The organism is [Pseudopropionibacterium] massiliense (assembly GCF_900607225.1).
In the GTDB taxonomy this organism is placed as follows: domain Bacteria; phylum Actinomycetota; class Actinomycetes; order Propionibacteriales; family Propionibacteriaceae; genus Arachnia; species Arachnia massiliensis.
Genome location: NZ_LR027842.1, coordinates 2,682,085 through 2,700,054 on the forward strand (window position 1 = coordinate 2,682,085; position 17,970 = coordinate 2,700,054).

At 62.6% G+C, this 17,970-nt stretch carries 22 protein-coding genes and 1 tRNA gene; 10 read left to right on the forward strand and 13 right to left on the reverse strand.

Annotation, left to right across the window (positions count from 1 at the left end):
• Nucleotides 1-1,133 precede the first annotated feature (1,133 nt).
• Together E0E39_RS11915 and E0E39_RS11920 are read left to right on the forward strand one after the other, a co-directional pair.
• On the forward strand, nucleotides 1,134-1,352 hold the full coding sequence (locus E0E39_RS11915; protein ID WP_207302488.1) for a transposase: 219 nt from the start codon (nucleotides 1,134-1,136) through the stop codon (nucleotides 1,350-1,352).
• A gap of 165 nt (nucleotides 1,353-1,517) precedes the next feature.
• Nucleotides 1,518-2,492, forward strand: coding sequence for an IS630 family transposase (locus tag E0E39_RS11920; RefSeq protein ID WP_130874828.1), 975 nt, complete (start codon nucleotides 1,518-1,520; stop codon nucleotides 2,490-2,492).
• A gap of 45 nt (nucleotides 2,493-2,537) precedes the next feature.
• On the opposite strand, the gene E0E39_RS11925 is transcribed toward E0E39_RS11920, so the two are convergent.
• The 5 genes from E0E39_RS11925 to E0E39_RS15840 all read right to left on the reverse strand — a co-directional run bounded on the left by E0E39_RS11925 (nucleotide 2,538) and on the right by E0E39_RS15840 (nucleotide 5,053).
• Nucleotides 2,538-2,843 (reverse strand): hypothetical protein, encoded by a 306-nt coding sequence (locus tag E0E39_RS11925; protein WP_130874938.1) that lies wholly within the window; start codon nucleotides 2,841-2,843, stop codon nucleotides 2,538-2,540.
• A 259-nt stretch (nucleotides 2,844-3,102) separates the two neighbouring features.
• A complete protein-coding gene (locus tag E0E39_RS11930) occupies nucleotides 3,103-3,480 on the reverse strand; it encodes a hypothetical protein (protein ID WP_130874939.1) in 378 nt (125 codons plus the stop codon).
• A complete protein-coding gene (locus tag E0E39_RS11935; protein ID WP_130874940.1) occupies nucleotides 3,477-4,070 on the reverse strand; it encodes a hypothetical protein in 594 nt (197 codons plus the stop codon). The genes E0E39_RS11930 and E0E39_RS11935 overlap by 4 nt, the downstream gene beginning before the upstream one ends.
• Nucleotides 4,071-4,506: 436 nt before the next feature.
• Complete coding sequence (locus E0E39_RS15835; RefSeq protein ID WP_165444769.1) at nucleotides 4,507-4,650, reverse strand: hypothetical protein; 144 nt, start codon at nucleotides 4,648-4,650, stop codon at nucleotides 4,507-4,509.
• A gap of 106 nt (nucleotides 4,651-4,756) precedes the next feature.
• Nucleotides 4,757-5,053, reverse strand: coding sequence for a hypothetical protein (locus E0E39_RS15840; protein ID WP_165444770.1), 297 nt, complete (start codon nucleotides 5,051-5,053; stop codon nucleotides 4,757-4,759).
• Here E0E39_RS15840 and E0E39_RS11940 point away from each other — a divergent pair.
• A complete protein-coding gene (locus E0E39_RS11940) occupies nucleotides 5,037-7,292 on the forward strand; it encodes a calcium-binding protein (protein ID WP_165444771.1) in 2,256 nt (751 codons plus the stop codon). The two genes, E0E39_RS15840 and E0E39_RS11940, sit on opposite strands and share 17 nt — an antisense overlap.
• Nucleotides 7,293-7,420: 128 nt before the next feature.
• Entirely contained in the window at nucleotides 7,421-7,900 is a 480-nt protein-coding gene (locus tag E0E39_RS11945; protein WP_130874942.1) for a YbhB/YbcL family Raf kinase inhibitor-like protein, read from the forward strand.
• Nucleotides 7,901-7,969: 69 nt separating this feature from the next.
• Here the strand turns inward: E0E39_RS11945 and E0E39_RS11950 are convergent, their stop codons facing one another.
• The 3 genes from E0E39_RS11950 to E0E39_RS11960 all read right to left on the reverse strand — a co-directional run bounded on the left by E0E39_RS11950 (nucleotide 7,970) and on the right by E0E39_RS11960 (nucleotide 9,520).
• Nucleotides 7,970-8,434: a hypothetical protein gene (locus E0E39_RS11950; RefSeq protein WP_130874943.1), complete on the reverse strand. Its 465-nt coding sequence runs from the start codon at nucleotides 8,432-8,434 to the stop codon at nucleotides 7,970-7,972.
• An 85-nt stretch (nucleotides 8,435-8,519) separates the two neighbouring features.
• Nucleotides 8,520-8,990 (reverse strand): hypothetical protein, encoded by a 471-nt coding sequence (locus E0E39_RS11955; protein WP_130874944.1) that lies wholly within the window; start codon nucleotides 8,988-8,990, stop codon nucleotides 8,520-8,522.
• 17 nt (nucleotides 8,991-9,007) lie between these two features.
• Nucleotides 9,008-9,520 (reverse strand): hypothetical protein, encoded by a 513-nt coding sequence (locus E0E39_RS11960; RefSeq protein ID WP_130874945.1) that lies wholly within the window; start codon nucleotides 9,518-9,520, stop codon nucleotides 9,008-9,010.
• A 285-nt stretch (nucleotides 9,521-9,805) separates the two neighbouring features.
• Here E0E39_RS11960 and E0E39_RS11965 point away from each other — a divergent pair, with 285 nt between their 5' ends.
• A complete protein-coding gene (locus E0E39_RS11965) occupies nucleotides 9,806-10,432 on the forward strand; it encodes a response regulator (RefSeq protein ID WP_130874946.1) in 627 nt (208 codons plus the stop codon).
• A 318-nt stretch (nucleotides 10,433-10,750) separates the two neighbouring features.
• Nucleotides 10,751-11,011 (forward strand): hypothetical protein, encoded by a 261-nt coding sequence (locus E0E39_RS11970; RefSeq protein WP_130874947.1) that lies wholly within the window; start codon nucleotides 10,751-10,753, stop codon nucleotides 11,009-11,011.
• A 337-nt stretch (nucleotides 11,012-11,348) separates the two neighbouring features.
• Here the strand turns inward: E0E39_RS11970 and E0E39_RS11975 are convergent.
• The 3 genes from E0E39_RS11975 to E0E39_RS11985 form a co-directional block, all read right to left on the reverse strand.
• Nucleotides 11,349-11,424 (reverse strand) — tRNA-Ala (locus E0E39_RS11975).
• Between the two features lie 47 nt (nucleotides 11,425-11,471).
• Nucleotides 11,472-12,236 (reverse strand): hypothetical protein, encoded by a 765-nt coding sequence (locus tag E0E39_RS11980; RefSeq protein WP_130874948.1) that lies wholly within the window; start codon nucleotides 12,234-12,236, stop codon nucleotides 11,472-11,474.
• 76 nt (nucleotides 12,237-12,312) lie between these two features.
• Entirely contained in the window at nucleotides 12,313-13,602 is a 1,290-nt protein-coding gene (locus E0E39_RS11985) for a molybdopterin molybdotransferase MoeA (protein ID WP_130874949.1), read from the reverse strand.
• A 17-nt stretch (nucleotides 13,603-13,619) separates the two neighbouring features.
• Between E0E39_RS11985 and E0E39_RS11990 the strand changes: the two genes are divergently transcribed.
• From E0E39_RS11990 to mscL, 4 genes are all read left to right on the forward strand, one after another.
• The gene (locus tag E0E39_RS11990) at nucleotides 13,620-14,195 is read left to right on the forward strand and encodes a 5-formyltetrahydrofolate cyclo-ligase (RefSeq protein WP_130874950.1); all 576 of its coding nucleotides are present in this window, start codon (nucleotides 13,620-13,622) and stop codon (nucleotides 14,193-14,195) included.
• Nucleotides 14,196-14,226: 31 nt separating this feature from the next.
• On the forward strand, nucleotides 14,227-14,511 hold the full coding sequence (locus E0E39_RS11995; RefSeq protein WP_130874951.1) for an FmdB family zinc ribbon protein: 285 nt from the start codon (nucleotides 14,227-14,229) through the stop codon (nucleotides 14,509-14,511).
• 153 nt (nucleotides 14,512-14,664) lie between these two features.
• Complete coding sequence (locus tag E0E39_RS12000; protein ID WP_130874952.1) at nucleotides 14,665-15,279, forward strand: SAF domain-containing protein; 615 nt, start codon at nucleotides 14,665-14,667, stop codon at nucleotides 15,277-15,279.
• A 352-nt stretch (nucleotides 15,280-15,631) separates the two neighbouring features.
• Nucleotides 15,632-15,991: a large conductance mechanosensitive channel protein MscL gene (gene mscL / locus E0E39_RS12005; protein WP_130874953.1), complete on the forward strand. Its 360-nt coding sequence runs from the start codon at nucleotides 15,632-15,634 to the stop codon at nucleotides 15,989-15,991.
• A gap of 45 nt (nucleotides 15,992-16,036) precedes the next feature.
• Here the strand turns inward: mscL and E0E39_RS12010 are convergent, their stop codons facing one another.
• Both E0E39_RS12010 and E0E39_RS12015 read right to left on the reverse strand, forming a co-directional pair.
• Nucleotides 16,037-16,381, reverse strand: a complete 345-nt coding sequence (locus E0E39_RS12010; RefSeq protein ID WP_130874954.1) for a hypothetical protein — start codon at nucleotides 16,379-16,381, stop codon at nucleotides 16,037-16,039.
• A gap of 2 nt (nucleotides 16,382-16,383) precedes the next feature.
• On the reverse strand, nucleotides 16,384-17,760 hold the full coding sequence (locus E0E39_RS12015) for a UTP--glucose-1-phosphate uridylyltransferase (protein WP_130874955.1): 1,377 nt from the start codon (nucleotides 17,758-17,760) through the stop codon (nucleotides 16,384-16,386).
• Between the last annotated feature and the right edge of the window lie 210 nt (nucleotides 17,761-17,970).

The following is a 17,970-nucleotide window of genomic DNA, read 5'->3' on the forward strand; positions in this document are numbered from 1 at the left end:
TCTAACACAGACTAGCCAATTCGACCCACTCAGCAACAGTAACTATTGCCCATTAACTTTTGGTCAACCCTCGCGAGCCACCCGCAGATGATTCGCAGGTTGGAGAAATACCTAATTGGTTTAAGTCCATGGGGCGTTAGTGGTAGTAGGCGATCAGGGAGCGGAGGACGGGATGTTGGTGGACGGCGTCATAGTGTCCCGCGTCAAGTGGTTGGCAGGATTTCTTCTTCAAAGGTGAGGGTGGTCGTGCTGGCGCGGTCGAGGTGGACTTCGAGAGGTCGGTTCCAGGCGATGGCCTCGTGGGGACGCCCGGTATTTGTACTCGATGTGGTAGTCCTTGGCCCGTTCGGCCAAGGTGAGCGCGTCGGGGATCCCGCTTGGGAACAACCGCTCGTAGGTCAACGTCTCGAACCCGCGTTTGCGTGACCCGTTCTGCCCGGGGCTCTTGACCCTGGTGCGGACATGCTTCAACTCCGGATGGGCCATGATGAACAACTAGAAGTCCAACGATACGGAACGGGCCGCCGTTGTGGGTCACGATCGTGACCACGGGCAGCACCTCATCGGTGACCTCATCGATTGGGCAGGCAACGGCCAGTGGCTGCCCGAATCAAGGAGTGGTAGTCGGCCAACGTGAGTTCGACCCCTGGCGATCGCATCGTGCTTGTTCCCAGCCAGTGACACATGCCACGGACGCTCACATATTTCGAGTACTAGTCCCGGCATCCGGCGATCCGCCACGTCCCACCGGCGGTGGTTTCGAACCAAGTCTGCAACACCTCGTATCTCAGTCGTGCTGGGCGTCACCGTGAACGGGGAACGCGACGTCCTCAGGTATCTGGGCCGGCGACGGTCAAGAAGGTGCGAGGTTCTGGTGGCAGGCGTTCACCGAGCTGAAGAACCAGGGCGTCGATGAGTCCTCATCGCTATCTGCGATGGCTTGAAGGGCTTTCAGGAGGCGATCAACACCGCCTGGGAACAAGATCGTCGTGCAGCAGTGCATCGTCCGCTCGGCGCCACAGCAGCTTCCGCTACGCCTGCAGGCAGCACCATGAGGTTTATTCACGGGCAACACCTCGGCCAGCGAAACCCCTAGTCAGACAACACTTGAGGACGGCTATGAATAAGCCTCCATGAACGCGATCGTCTTCTCACTCAAGCCTCTCTACATGGCCCCGTCCGAGCAGGCGGCGAAGGACCGGTTCAAGGAGTTCGCCGCCGAGTGGGGCGAGCGGTATCTCCTGTTCATCCAGCTCTGGTGCAGCTCTTGGGCGAAGTTCGTGCCATTCCTCGAATACGACACCCGTGATCCACACCACGAACACGATCGAGTCGATCAACGCTCTCTATAGCTCCCATTTAACAAGATGTCGTTGTGTTTGGTGTTTTCTGGGGTATTACCCAAGATTTTGCTGCGGGGGCGGCATGTCGTGTTGCATCATTTTTACCGGAGCGCTTGAATAAGAGTTGTGGAAGGATTCGCTGCCGGATATGAAGAACTTTTGCAGGATTATCAGGTGAATGCTGTGTATCCGTCGATGCGGAAACGAGCGATGGGGCTGTTGATGCTGCATGTCGGGATCCCGGTGGAACAGGTTTCCAGGGTGGTCGGGAAGTCCGAGAGGTCGTTGCAGCGCTGGGTCGCTGAATGGCGTGATGAACGGATGGCCTCCTTGTACACCGGGCACATCGGGAACCGGAATGCAGCGAAACTGTCCCAAGCACAGCATGACGAGGTGATGCGGGTACTGCAAACCCCTCCCACCGACCCTGACGGGCTGCCGGTGGGGTTCTGGAGTCTGCCAAGGTTGAAGGACTACATTGCCACCGAGTTCGAGGTCGTCCTCGCGTCGGACTCCTCCTACCAGGTGCTGCTCCACCATGCTGGACTGTCGTTCAAGCAGCCCGCCGCCCGGGACCAGCGCCGCCCCGCCGAGGAGGTCGTGGCAGCCCGTGTGGAACAGATCCGCGACCTGGTCGATCACGCACGTGCGCAAGGGTATCTCGTGTTCGCAGCTGACGAGGTGCGCATCGAACACGAAGCACTCACCCGACGAGCCTGGTGCCGCCGAGGGGTACCCACCGTGCTGGAAGTGGACCGGCAACGCCGCTGCCAGTCCTACATCGGGTTCCTCAACCAGGCTGACGGGAGTGTGGAACTCACAGCGCTGGACTGGCAGAACAGTCACACCATCATCGATGCCCTCACCCAACTCGTCGACAAACATCCCGGCCAGAAGATCACGATCGTGTGGGACAACGCCGGATGGCACAAATCCCGGGAACTGAAACAACACCTCGGTAAAGGAAACAGGTTTGCAGACATCACCCTCCTGTGGCTGCCACCCTACTGCCCTGACCACAACCCCATCGAGCATGTTTGGGGCGAAGCAAAAACCCACATCAGCAACCTCCAACGCCCCCACTTCACCGACACCCGAAACGCATTCGAAACCTACATACGAAAGAAGAAATTCCCGTACCGCCTATAAACGACATCCTGTTTCAAGACTGCTATACTACCGCTCATTCCGCGATCATCGGTCCTTCTTCAGGAAGTGGGAGGTGCTCTGCGAAATCACCACGACGACAGCGCCTATAACGAGTCCGACCAGCAGGTTCGCAAATTTGTCAGTTCCCCACTGCGGCACGACGATTCCCGTCATCAGGACCAGCGAGTGGGCGATCCTGAATCCCGGGGTGCATTCGCAGTTTCGTGCCACATATGTTTTGTACGCGATGACACCGACCGGACCGATGAAGAGCATCAGAGCCATGGCCACGGCCCGAGGGATCGTCGTCCACCCGACAATCACCGAGATGACTGCGGCGAGAAAAGACATGCACGCGGCGAATACGACGATTGACGGAAACCTGCGCCTCCACCGTTTCCTCGCGAAACGCTCGGAGTCCTCGAGGATGTCGCAGAGAGAGTCACCGGAAGACCTCCGGGGTTCCGGTCCCGGCTTCGCTTTCACCCCATCCTCCTTTTACCATTCATCTGACTCGAAGACCCGCCGCTTTCGCAGGGAGACTTATTCGCATCGTTCACACCCTTCCGATGAATGAGATCAGCGGATCAGGTAACAGCATTTCACAGGTTCACTTTCCCGAGGAGACAATCCGCTTTCGGAAAACCGTCAGAAGGCCAGCACCTATGAGGGTCGAGGTCAGAGCAGGCCAGAATTGCGCACTCCCTACGAGCGGTAGGACTATGGAAGCAGCGACTGCCAAGGAAGTGATGATCACGTAGGACAAAGAAGCACGATCTTTCCGCGACACGAAGACCTCATACGCCGTGGCTCCCAGAACGACTACGGTCAACAACCCCGCAATCAGCCCAGCGGTTCCCACCTCGACCCAGGTGGACACCCAGGCAAGCAGAAAGACCATGGCCACCAAACCCAGCCGGAATCCACACAGCGCCACATAGGCGATCACCTTCTCACGCGTACTGGGTTGCGTATCAGCAGACATCATGAGGCCCATAGTGTCGAGCACCACGCCACGCTGACCGCAAGAGAGGCCACCAGGACGGCGACGCCCCCCTTCAGGGCAGTAGGCCCGACCACTCTGATCAGGTACGACGCCACTTGCGCATACTTCCCCTTGGAAGGCAACGCCACGACCCCGCCTCCCACATCTGCTTCAAAGATTCCCGGAACGACCCTGTTGAGCACGCATTTGCCCCACTCCCCGCTGCCGAATTGGTGTTGGGGACTTGCTCCCTTCTTCCCGCCTGCTCCCTTGTCCTCCGAGCCTGGGAAAACATACTTTCCGATCGGGACATTGAACCTTTCCGCGATACGTTGCAGATCGGCCTCAGGTGCCCCGTCCTGCCGGACGGCCTCTACATCGACGCTCCACCTGTCTCCAGAATCCTGCTGAAGATAGCGTTCAAAAATGGTTGTGACCTCGGCCTCCAAAGCCTGGAGATCGACATCTTCCTGCACGGGACTCGGCACCGATACTTCCTCGGGGACAGTGACAGCCGAAGCAGGAAGCATCGCCTGACCACACGACATCGTCGCAACGAGAGCCGTCGTCGCCGACATCTTCTTGACCCTCACCGGGATCTCCTCATCCTCTCTTCTTGAGACCTACCCACGAAACAACGGAACCTGACGAACTTTCCCGCGCGGACACATCGAACGGGTTCAGCACACGCACTGGTTCAACGGTGCACCGCCCACCCCTGAGATTCACAGCCGCAACACCTCGGGAACACCAGCGCTTCCGGGTTGTCGCATCCTTGCCTCGGTCAGCGCCACGATGCGGATCCACTCAGACCCCCTTGTCAAACCGAAATTGTGATGCGAAATGCCATGCGACAGCTCTCGGTGAACTTTTGTTCTCGTCACGTTACCCCGCCGACGCCATCCGGCAGTAGTAACTATCGGCCAACAATCATCTCACAAAGAGTTCCGCGGGTGGTGACCACATCACGCCCGGCTCAGCCACCTTCCGCACCCACACACCAGCGAGACCGGGCGGATGCGCTGCTTCTCACGCCAGTGTCCTCAGCCGGGCGAGGCGCTCTCGGGAGGTCGAACCCGGGGCCGCGGTCCAGGCGATGATCTGCACCTCCGGGTCGGCTTTTTCACCGGAGAAGAACCGGCGGGCATACCCTCCGGATCCGGCCGATCCCATAGCCCACCCTGATTTCGAGACAGCTCCTCGGCTTGCCTTCCCCAACGCCTCGCCTTGTGGCTATCCTTGTGCCCGGCACCCCAGTCAACGCTTCCGCAGTGGAGCATCACACGAACTGGAGCCGTCTCATGAACTCACCATCGCGACCGCTGCTGACCACGCTGGTCTGCTCCCTCGTCGCACTCACGGGCTGCGCCTCCCCCACGGCACGGGAAGCGCTGAGTCCCGCCGACTCGCTCTCGGCCTCCGCAGCACCACAGTCTTCGGAGGACACCTGTCCCGGACCCGTTCCGACGTCGCCCCATTCGGCCTCGGCAGGAAACGTCCCGTCCGCGCCCACATCGACAGCTGCCCAGCCGAGTGCCGGCCTGCCGGAGTTCCACTCCTTGGCCGATGCGCGCACGCAGCTCCCGAAGGACTCGACGGGTTTCGTCCTGACCGATGGCATCACCTCACTCACCTACGCGAAGGGCACCGGGGACGGTGAGGTCACCATCAATGACACGACCTACGCCACCACCTTCGAAGAGGTCAAGGACGGCAAGAAAGAAGGGTTCATTCCCCTGCTGGCGCAGGACATTCCCGCCGATGCGACGTCCACCCTCAAGGCCGCCCTGGAGCTCGCCACACAGCGTGGCGTCGGGGTCCGGCTGAGCCCGTCGCAGAGCTACACCGTCTCCGCAGAGCTTCAGCTTCCGAAGGGACTCACGTACTTCGACGGCGCGGGTGCCACCATCACAGCCGCACTCAAGGGCGGGACCAGCAATGATCCGAAGAACGTTTTCCGAATCGCCCCGGGCTCCAGCGGAACGACCCTGACCAATACCACGATCGACATGACAGGTTCCGATACCTTCACCCGTGGGGTGCTGGCCTTCGCAAGAAGTGGGGAGAACATCAGCGATGTGACCATCAGCGGTCTGACCATCGTCAATTCCCGGTATCGCGGTATCGCGGTGCTGGGGCGCGAAGGCGATGTTGACAACATCCGCATCGAGAACAACCAGGTCACGGTACGGCCCGAGTTTCAACGCACCGAAGGGGTGGTTGCGATCGGCGTCTACTCCGGTCTCTCGAAGGATTCCAGGCCGGTCTACGACCGATTTGTGACAACCGGCGAGGTGCCACAACTCACCCACAGGGCGACCAGGGTCACCGTCTCCGGGAACCGCGTCACGGGCGGGTACTACGGCATCGAGTTCTCCGGAGTCGGCTGCAGTGTCGTGAGCAACAATTTCTCCACCATGAACACCCGCAATCTGTCCATGCAGGACAGCTCCCACGGGAACACGGTGGAGGACAACCACTTCAACTACAGCATTTCCTCATCCATCCACCTGGCCTACGGGTCGCACGACAACACGATCCAGCGCAACACGATCGTCACCGGCATCTCCATGGGACAGGGGCTGCTCCAGGCCTACCAGGGCAGCCACGACAACACCTTCCGCGACAACACCGTTGAGGTCTTCGAGGACAAGACGGTACAGGTTTTCGAGGCACCCAACCCTGGGGAGGAAGACAAACCTCGAGTGATTGTCAAAACTCCGAAACAACCTTCTTGGATGCTGTACGTCGGACCGCACTCGGACAACAACACCTTCAGCGGAAACGTCCTTTCAGGACAGGCCAAGAGGTCGGTCGTCGCAGTGGAATCCATCTGGGACAAGAAATCCTCATTCTCCGGCGAAGTGAGCGGAAACCCACACTCGTACATGGGAACCAAACCGGGATACCCGGGCACCTCCATCGAGGTGGACTATGTCGGGGGACGAAGGGACCTCACGGGAACCACGATCACCGGTAATGTGATGCTGCCCACCGGAACCCCGTTCTACGTGGCAGCTGAAGTCTCCAAGGGCTTGAAGGTCGAGAACAATGATGTCGCCAGGGCTTCGGAAGGCACCGAACGTCTCATCGGCAACAATACGGGCCTGAACCTGTCCGGGAACCAGCTGGCGGGTACCGGCTACCCGGTCGACAAGCCCTTGGTTCAGCACGAGGGCACCCTCGACGGCGTCGGCACGGCCCACGTCACCTACACCGACCGGACGATCGGCACCCATCACTCCCGGATCACCACGCAGCAGGGCGATGGCAAGGACACCAATCTCGTCGTCGACTCCCCCGACGACACCGTGACCGACGCCGGGGGCGACGACACCCTCAATGCCGCCGTCGACTCGACCTTGCCGTCGGGGGTGGAGAATCTCCGGATGCTGGGCAGCGGTCCGCTGCGGGCCACGGGCAACGACCTGTCGAACACGATGCGCGGCAACTCCGCGGACAACGTCATTGACGGCGCCGCCGGCGATGACACCCTGGCAGGCGGTCAGGGAAAGGACACCCTCACCGGTGGCGCGGGACATGACAGGTTCGTCCTGGACGGCCAACTGAACGGTGACGTCGACGAGATCACGGATTTCACCACGGGACAGGACAGGATCAGCCTGCCCGTGGCCACCTTCGGCGGGCTGAACGGCAACTGGTTCACCACCGACACGGTCACCGCCACCACGCGGGTGTATCAGCAGGGGGAGACGCTGTTCTTCGACGCTGACGGCTCGGGCGCGCTGTTCGCCCCGGTTGCATTCGCGACGCTGCCGTCAGGAGTCCAGCTCACCGTCAACGACTTCGCCTGATCCCCTTCCCCAGGGCCGCGGATCGGTGGTCGGGAGGCCTGCCTCGGCAGGTCTCCCGACCTTTCGCGTGATCAATGGGAGCAACAATTGCGGAATCAACCATTTGGGGGGGTTCCTAGGATGGAGGTATGGGCACCTCCGACGACTACACCACGCTCACCGTGAGGTCGGACTGCATCGATTCCGATGGACGTTTCCGAACCGACTTCACCGGGCGGGGCAGGAACATCTCCCCCAAGCTGCGCCTCGACGGCCTCGACCCGGACACCCGCTCCTTGGCGGTGACACTCGAGGACCTGACCCATCCCCTGTTCGGCTCCATGGCCCACTGGATCGCCTGGAACATTCCTCCCGGGGATTCGATACCGGCCGCCATTCCACCGGGTCGCGTCAATCCCTCGACGGGAATCGTGCAGGGAACCGCCTACGGGTGGCACAGGTACCGCGGCCCGAAACCTCCCCAGGGCATGACCCACACCTACCGGTTCACCGTCTACGCACTCGACTGCGACCTGCCGGCCCCCTCTCGAACCCGCTTGGCGGGCTTCAAACGCGCGATCGAAGGGCATGTCCTGCAGTGGGCCGTGCTCGAAGGAACCTACGAATAGCCACGAACGCCGGTCCGCGTGCACGGGCGAAGCGGCAAGGCGTCGGTGCCCGTCGAGAGGTTAGAAAGGTCACGAACCGGTTTCCCCGGCGACTTCTCGTGCCGCTTTTTCGCTCTCCCTCGGAGGGTGCTTCTCCAACCAGTCGAGCAGGAATTTCATGAGGACGAGAGCGATCAGGCTGGCCATCAGCGCCGCGAGGAGACCTTGGAAGAACGTTGTGAAAAGCCATGCGACCGCGAGCCACATGAGGAGATCCTCGAAGACGTCGTCGATCCTCCGGAAAATCCCCGTGACGAGAAGAGCGGTCAGGGATGCATCGATGACCGTGGTGATGACCCAGAAAGCAGGAAACATCCACAGGAGGTTGAGCCAGAGCCATGGATCGTGGCTCCGCAGCTCACCGACGCCCGGGATGAGGGCGACGCTCACCACGCCCACAGCCATCGGTACGGCGGCAACGGCGCTGATAGCTGCAAGGAGCCAGAAGATGATGATCGCACCCCAGAAGGTGACGGGCTGATCCTTCGACGCCACGATCCCACTCCCTCCGATCACACGTTCAAAAAAGCAGCGGCAGGCTCGGCACATCGACGACCGACCACCGCCTCCCCGGACACGATCACTCCGACACCCCCTCCTTGCCGACTTCATCATCACCGGGGTCGTCATCATCCTTCGGGGCGTGTTTCTCCAGCCACGTCACAAAGGGCTTCATGGTGACAGCTGATATCAGACCGGCCAGCAAAGCTCCCAAGGGATCGCGAAAAAAGACAGTAAAAAACCACGAGATCAAGAACCATGCAAGAACATTCCCGAGCAATTCCCCAACCTTCTTCGACTTTCCCGTAGCAAAGAGATGATTCAGGACAGGATCAACGACTATGCTGACCCCCCAAACAGCTGGATACATCCACAGGAAATGAAGAAGAAGCCACGGGTTGAGGCTCCGGAGCTCCCCAACCCCCGGGACGAGAGCGACGATCGCGACCCCTACCATCATGGGGATGGTGGAGACGATGATGGCGGCGACGAGGAGCCAGAACATGATGATCGCACCCCAGAAGGTGACGGGTTGATCCTCCGAGCTCATGTTCTGGCTCCTCTCGTTCAGGCGAACGTCACGATCCACCGCGCGATTTCGATGGCCACATCTGCCGGGATGCCGTTCTGCACGAGGAAGGTTGCGATACCCAACTCGGTCGTGGCTTCAATAGAGTCTATCAAGCCATAGATCTTGTCCGCCCAAGAGCGAATGGTCTTTGGCAAAAAAATACGCCCATGCTTCAAGGCCACTTTGGCCAGTTTCTTGGCGATAGTGAAGATGGACTCCTGCCCATTGCCAGCCACGCCATCTCGCTGGGCGACCTTGCGGGCAGCCTGAGCACCTTCTCGATCGCCTGCCGCTTCCGCTTGGCGCGCAATGGCTTCCCAGTCGGTGGCGCTGATGTCCCCGGCGGTCCGTGTACCGTTCTGATCGTTCGTGAGGACCGCGGGCGAGCCGCTCGTGGTCGCGGATGCCTGCTGCACTCCGAGTCCGACCCCGCCAAGCAGGATCGTCCCTGCCAGAGACGTCACGGCTGCTCTCTTCACGCGAGAGCGGAACGTGGATGTCAGTGTCATGTCAACTCCTCTGTGATGATTGGTTGATTCCGGGACGGGAAACAGCCTTCCAACACCACACTGCGGGGCGCAACGGTCAATCGGACCGATCAGGCACCCAGATGGACCGACATGCGCCCAGAAGCGACCACATGGACTCCGCGATCCGTGATCGCTGACCTTTCGGGCAGTCCTGCTGTCCTTCTGGACAGTTTGTCATCATGCGCCGGCGAACCGGGCATGCCTGTCGTACGCTGAGAGGATCGAGCCAGCGCGAGTGATGTGAGGAAGGGGTGCTCGGAGAGAATGAACATCAGAGTTTTAGTGGTTGACGATGACCTGTTCGTGCGACAGAGTCTCCAGAAAATGCTCTCGCGCACTCCGGGAATCAGCACGGCCGGATTCGCTGAGAACGGCACCCAGGCGCTTGAAATGTTTGCCTCCGAGGCGGTCGACCTGGTTCTCATGGATGTTCAGTTGCCGGACATGGATGGTGTGAGCACCGCCGCCGAGATTAGCGCCCTGGACCCGAATGCCCGCGTGCTGATGTTCACCTCGCACTGCGATCAAGGCATGCTGCGAAAAGCGATGGGGGCGGGCGCCTCCGGTTGCCTCCTCAAGGACGTGGAACCGGAGGCGCTGATCAGCGCCATCCATGCGGCTGCATCAGGACTCCTCGTGTTCTCGGAGTCCGTTCTTCAGATGCTCTTCGACAACCGCCCCGCCGAGCCGTCACGAGTCGACGAGCTGACTCCGGGGGAGCAAGAGGTGTTACATCTCCTGTCCCGGGGGAAATCCAATCGCGAGATCGCGGAGGAGTTGCACCTCTCCGAGTCCTCGATCAAGACGAGGCTCTCATCCGCCGCGTCAAAACTCGGCAGTTCTTCCCGCACGGGAACCGTTGCCCGCGCCAAGGATCTCGGAATTGTCTGACCCACAGCCTCTCCCGGCATCCTCGCAGTGACACGCGGACGGACAGCGGCGCGCGCCGCAGTACCGGCACCGGGGCCAGCGTGCTCAGCAACGATGATTTCGTCATGCTGCCGCACAACCACCCGACGGTCGTCGGTTTTCGTGGCCTCATCGACACCCGAGGAACGGAGATCCCGGGCATCGATCAGGAAAACCATGGTCGGAAGCATCGCTTCTGGCAACGGAACAGGCATATGTACAGTTCCTGGAAGTCAAGGCAGACCGGACGAGAGCGCTCCACGAAGCCTTTCTCGGTGAAGGCTGCATGGCGGAAGCTGGGTGAAACTCAGAGCCCACACCAAGAGCGGTGAACCATCACATGGATACGGAATTCACCACGAAATCACCGATCACATCGACGTGGTCACGAGCCTCCCGTCGCTGGCACGACGCCTGGGCACAGGGTCACACTGGGCCGCGATCTACACGTCAACGGCCAAAATGCTGGACCTGGCCCTCAACTACAGCACTCTCACGGCACAGTCCTGGCGTCAAGCGGTGGAAATCGCCGCGCGCTCCGAAGACTTCAAGATCATCTGATCAACACTCCCTGCCTGTAGGGAGCACAATCGGGGAAAATCTCCGGAGCCGGCATCGCGCGCCGAGGTGGCGCGTAGCCGCTGGCGGCCGGTTCTTGCATCACCCGTGGGACTCGCGGCGGCGCCAGTTCGCCTCGCCCACCCGTGGCGTGGAGCCGCCCTTCCGATCACCGCAACCGCCAGTATCGCCACCATGACACCGAGTGCTGGGACGAGGCGGCATAGGCCGCGTCAACACCGCCGCCGCCAGCTCCCCGGCAACCAAAAAACTCTCCAGGAGGAACTCCCGGAGGGCGACACCCACATTCACGTGGGTGATGTTTCGTGTAAGTCGCTTGTGGTGGAGCTAAGGGGATTCGAACCCCTGACCTTCTCATTGCGAACGAGACGCGCTACCAGCTGCGCCATAGCCCCGAGTACCGGACGATGGTAGCACCAGCATCCGGCGGTGTGGCAAATCGTCACTGCCCCACGGCTCTGGGCCAGTGGCTCTCCTCCTCCATGTCCCAGTCAGCAGGAGCGGCGCGCCGCGGTTTCGGTCCTGCCGCCGGGCGCTCGGCCGTGGGAATGATGACCGTGTTGGTGACGGGAGCCGACAGGTCAATGGTGCGAACGGTTCGCGGCACGAGCGGCTTCGAGACGTAGGTGGGGGTGATCACGGGGATCGGGTCCCACAGCGGCCCGGTCTTCTCGGGTGCCGTCAGGTCGACGGAGAACTCGTGGGAGGTTTCCTCCTCGACGGCCTTCATCATCGAGGTGGACTCGCTGTCGACGTAACCGGCCCTGACCTGCGCGGCTTTCTCGTCGAGTCTGCGATGCATTCTCTTCACCCCGACCCGTGCGGAGATCAGAAATGCTCCCAGCGCCACGACCGGGATCGCGACCGCCCAGCCGGGTACCACGTTGAACACGCGGAGCCCCACGCACAGCAGGGTCATCACCCCGAGCATCGTGACCATGCGCCGCCGCCGCATGGCGGCAGCACGGGCCCTCAGACGCAACTCGGTGAGCTCGGCCCTGCGGGTCAAGGGGGTGGACACCTCCACGGGAGGCTCGTCGTCGTAGTCGGCGACGGTGTTCTCGCGCAGAATTCGCATGGAGCCGGAGAAGCGTTCCGCCGGGTCCCCGTCGAGGGCGTCCAGGTCGTCCTTGTGCACCGACAACCAGGGCAGCCCGAAGGCCAGAACGGCCAGGACCAACACACTGATGACAATTCCCGCGAGCACGATCACACGTTAAACAACACCGATGTGATTCGCACTGGTGGCACGCCGCCGACGCGCCAAGAAACCTGAAAAAACCTCAGGATTCGTCCAGGAGCCAGCAGTGGACGGCCTCTCCGGGACGCACCAGCTCGGTGTCCTCGTCCAAAACGATCAACGCGTTTGCGCGACCCAGTTCGGCCATGGCAAAAGGGTCGCTGATCCGGGTGGCGGTGCGGAGCCGCCCGTCGTCGATCACCTCGGCGCGCAGCAGGTGCCGCTGCCCCCAGATCGAGCGCATGGTCGTCCTGGCGATGGCACGTACGGATCTGCGACGCACGTCGGCGCCCATGAGACGTCGCAACAGCGGCCACACGAAAACCTGGAAGGAAACGTAGGCCGACACGGGATTCCCGGGCAGCATCACCATCGGGACGCGTTCCTCGCCGATGAGTCCGAAGGTCTGGGTGCGCCCCGGTGACATCGCGACCTCGACGGCATCCACCAGTCCCAGTTCCGACATGGCCTCGGCAACGGCCTCGTACTCCTCACGACGCCCCCCGGTCGTGGAGATGACCAGGTCGGCACGAATCAGCTGGTCGGTGATGGCCTGCTTCAGCTCCTGCTTGTCGTTGGAGTGCACGGCGACCCGGAAGACCGTTGCCCCGGCCGCCCGGGCCGCGGCCGAGATCAGGAACGAATTGGCGTCCGTGGACTCGCCGTAACCGACGTTCTCCCCCGGCTCCACCAGATCCGCTCCGGAGCTGACCACCACGACGCGCGGTCTGGGACGCACCAGCACCTTGTCTATGCCCGCGGCTGCCAGCATCCCGACGCTGCGGTCCGTCAGGACCTCCCCCTCCGAGAGGAGTCGGTCCCCCACCGCGAGGTGTTCGCCCGCGGAGCGCAGGTACTCGCCCTCGGCCACCTCCTGGATGATCTCGATACGCTCCCCGGCGATCGTCGCGTAGGAGTAGGGCAGGACCGCGGTGGTGCCGCGCGGAACCACCTCCCCGACGTCGACGGGCACGGCCTGACCAATCCCGAGATGTTCCGTACCGGTGGCCAGCTGGAGCGACTCCACCAGCTGGTTGTCCTGCCACAGATCGGTGGCCCGCACGGCATAGCCCGCCACCTTGCTCGTCGAATTCGGTGGAACGTTGATCATGGAGTCGATGTCCTCACAGATCACCTGGTTCCACGCCTCCAACACCGACATGCCGAAAGGTTTGAGGGGTTCGACGAGTTCCAGCAGATACTCGACGTGGTCCTGGACACGGCGCAGCCCGTTGAGATCCGGCTCGGGTGGCGGCGGAAGGGTCGGGACGGGGATCTCCTCCACACTCTGAGGTTCCTCTTCCACATGCTTCCTGCGACCGAAAAGCGCCATGTTTCTACGATAGGCCAATGGATTTCACACATGAGAAGGGCGCGCTGCGCGAGACCATCACCGCGCGCCGCAGGACACTGGACGACGCCAGCTGGCAGAGCCGCGACGAGGCCCGCCTCGCGGCTCTCCTGAAGGAGCTCCCACCCCCCGGGGTGATCGCCATCTACGCGTCACGTCGGCATGAACCCGACACCCTGACCGCCATCGAGGAGTTGCGGAGCCGGGGCTGGCGGGTGCTGCTCCCGAAACTGTCCAGGAGGCCGGACTGGGCCTGGGCCACCGATGACCTGCGTTCCGGCTGGGCGGGCATACCCGAGCCCTCCGGTCCTCCCCTGGGAATCGAGGCCCTCGAACAGGCGGACGTGATCGTGGTGCCGTGTCTGGCGGTTTCTCGCGACGGCGCCCGGTTGGGCATGGGGGGCGGCTGGTACGACCGCGCACTCCACCACCGCCGCCCCGGGGCCTCCGTCTGGGCGCTGGCGAACGCCGACGAGGTGCTGCCTGCGCTGCCCAGCGAACCGCACGATCTCCCCGTCGATGCCGTGGTCACGGAGAACGGATTCACCCGTCTCGGGGCGGGGAGCGTATCCTGAATCGCGTTTGTCCACCGAAGCGGGAGCGTGAATGCCCACCTATCAGTACCGTTGCACGGCCTGCGGCAAGGAACTCGAGGCCGTCCAGAAGTTCTCCGACCCTGCCCTGACCACCTGTCCGGCTTGCAGTGGCGACCTGCGGAAGGTCTACAGCGCCGTCGGCGTGGTGTTCAAGGGTTCAGGGTTCTACGCGACGGACTCCCGCACGTCGAACTCCACCTCCAAACCGGCCTCCGTCCCGGAGTCCGGGAAGGACAAGAAGGAGTCGGCCCCGACCCCCACCAAGTCCACGGAAACCACCACGACCGCATCCTGAGAGAACTCCAGGACCGGGAGAACCCGAACTGGTCGAACCGACCTGCGAACATCAGCGCATGGCTCGGTTCGGCCGGCTCTCCCGACGAAACCCTCCTCGCGTCGACATGTGGAAAAGTGATCCGCGCGGATCGTTCGTGCCCATAAAGGGAATGTGGAGAGTTTCATCCGGCGCCTGGGGCGCTTCCTGAATTGGCATCGACGCGCCATCGCGGCTCTGCTGGCGGGGCTCGGTGCCTTCGCGATGGCGACGCACCTGTCGCCCAACGACCAGGATCGGGTACCGGCGGTTGTCCTGACCCGTTCCGTTGCGGCTGGGACGGTGCTGAGAAACGACGACCTGAAGGTCGCACGGCTACCATCCGAGGCACTTCCCGGGCAGCGGTTCGCGGACCCCGGGGAGATCATCGGCCAGACCCTGGGGTTCGGCCTGGAAGCCGGCACCGTGCTGCAACCCGGAATGCTGGCGGCCTCGCCGTCGCTGGCCGAGGGACGATCGCTGGTGCCGGTCCTGATTCGCGACAACTCGCTGAGATCACTCATGACCCCCGGCACCCCGATCACACTGGTGCTGGCCGATTCAGGGCAGGTGGTCACCGCCGACGCCCGGATCTCGGCCGCGCCCACCAGCTCCAGCGGGACGCTGCTGAACCCGGGCGGCGATGCGAAACCCCTCGTCCTGGTGGATGTCCCCTCGGACATCGGACCCGAGATCTCCGCCCTGGGGCAGCAGGGAAAACTGACGGTGATCCTCGGGAACAAGCCATAGAAGTTCTGCATGCGGACGGGGCGGCCGGTGAAGTTCCCTCGCGCTACCGGGTCCGGGAATCCTCACTCGCGACACACACGTCCTCCCTGCGCATTGCGAACCGACGCCCATCAACAGAGCTCCGGCCATCATTCGGTCGCGCGCCGAAGAAGTCGCTTTCGGCACCACCGACGTCATCCGATTGGCCAGAATTCACCCCCAACCGGTGTTTGTGACCGAAAATGCTGGCTTCGCCCGGCATCGTCTGCATAGAGTGATGCCGGTCTTCTGCGCGAGGACCACCCGGGTCTGAATCCCCAGGCCCCGGGCCGCTCTCCGGCGTTCACGAGGCCGGAGCACAGGAGGAAAGCAGATGAAGGGCTTCAAAGAATTCATCATGCGGGGCAATCTCGTCGAGCTTGCCGTCGCAGTCATCATCGGTACCGTCTTCTCCGCGGTGGTCAAAGAGTTCACCGCGATTCTCATGGGTTTCATAGGTAAGATCGGCGGCCAGCCGGACTTCTCTGAAGTGACCCTGCTCGACGTCAATGTCGGTCTGTTCATCAATGCGCTGATCACCTTCCTGATCACCGCCGCCGTCGTCTACTTCTGCGTGGTGAAGCCGTACAACATGCTGCGCGACCGCTACTTCCCGAAGAAGGAAGAGGAGAAGGGTCCCAGCTCCGAGGAACTGCTCACCGAGATCCGCGACCTGCTCCGCAACCGCGGCTGATTCCATCAACGTGCCGCTCCACTGGGTGAGAGCTTCGGCGAGCCATCATCCCCAGTGGGGCGGCCGATCCGCCAGCAGCCGGCGTTCGTCGGCATTGAGCGGACGCACCGGGGTCTGCGCCCGGGACCTCGTCCCGGTCAGACCCAGTTCCTTCCTCACCCGGGCCAGCAGCGCATCGAAGCGCGCGAAACCCAGCTCGTCACGAACCTCCAGGTCGATCGGGAAGGGCCAGGGGAGCCGCAGCCGCATCCGCTCCTCCCGCAATGCGGTCAACCGTTCAACGCCCCATCCGAGCCGGGTCAGCTCTGCGACCAGGCCCGTGGAATCCCCGGTGACCGGCAAGGTCTCACCCGTCAACGCCCGAGCGAGTTCCACCGCCTCGTCGGCCAAGGTCAGGCACCCAGGACGGTACCGCTCGGGATGACCCGCGGCTCCCCCTCATCGGACAGCTCGACGGAACCCACCACCCTCACGTCCGGTTCGAAGGTCCAGTCGCCCTTGACCCGGAGGCTCTCGGCCCCGCGCAGCGACGGGGTCCGCGGGATGCGGGCGTCGAAATCCTGAATGGTCTTGTAGTACCGGGGGTCCAGGCTGATCTCGGGTGTCGCGGAACGCGCCACGAGATGACCGTCCTCGTCGAGGTCGTAGACGTCGGAACGCAGCAGCAACAGCTCATTGGTGGTCTTGACGGGCTGGAACCGGTCACGCCCGACGCAGATGGCGGTGGCCCCCGGGAAAACCTCGATCGCGGCCCCCATCGCCGTCTCAACCTGAATGACCCCGGGCGAGTCGGGATCGGCCGGATCCACCGTTTTCTCGTTGCGGATCATCGGCAGGCCGAGGACCGCGTCGCGTTCGCGGATGGTGTCGAGCAGGCGTTGCAGGTCGAACCACAGGTTGTTGGTGTGGAAGAAAGGATGCCGGTGCTCGTCGGTGAAGTACTCCATCTCCTCGGGTGCGGTCTGGGCCGTGTCACGGAGGATGAGCTGCCCGTCGTGTTTGCGGATGGCCAGGTGCCCGCCCTTGCGGTCGTTGATGGTGCGGCGGCACAGCTCGGCGGCGTAGGGGGCACCCGAGGCCGCGAACCACCCTGCCAGACGGGCGTTCGGCGCGGCCCCGAGGTTGTCCCCGTTGGAGATGCATGCGTAGCGGAACCCCTTCTCGGTCAACCGTTGCAGCAGGTTGTGTCCCCACAGCGCGGTGTAGAGATCACCGTGACCGGGCGGGCACCACTCCAGCGAAGGATCCTTCGGCCACTCCACCGGGGTCAGGTCATCGGCCCGGAGTTTCGGTTCCTGGCTCTGCAGGAAGCTGAGCGGCAGATCATCGACGGGAAGGTCGGGATAGCGCTCCAGGTGGGCGAGGGTGTCCGCCTCGGTGCGGAAGGAGTTCATGAACAACAACGGCAACGGGGCGTCCCAGTCCCGCCGGGCGGCCCGCACCTGCCGCACGATGAGGTCCAGGAAGTTCAGGCCATCACGCACCTCGAGGAGGTTCTTGGCCCTGTCGAGCCCCATCGACGTGCCAAGCCCACCGTTGAGCTTGATGATGACGGTGGCACCGATCGCTTCGCGGGCCTCGTTGTCGCTGACCTCGACGTCATCGAGCATCGGTGGATCGAGCAGGGGGTCGATGCTCTCCTCCCGGATCAGTCCGGTTTCCCCCGACTCGAGGAGCCGGTAGTAGTGGGAGAACACCTCGACCGCGGAGGGAACCACCCGGGCCTCAATCATCTTCCTGCGAGCGGCTTCCAGACCCTGTTGCGACATTGCGGTCTCCCTTCTACTGTTCACCGTCATCCTAGTGAACGGGAAATGTCACGGCGCAGATGCGCGCCGAATCGTTTCGGGACTCCCGGTTCGTGTCGTACGGCCTCCACCGCACCACGCCGTCCCTCAAATCCCGGTACGCCCCGCTCGGGCGGGCCCGTCACGCTGCGTGTACGGATACGATAGGGACTCGCAGAGACTGGGAGGTGA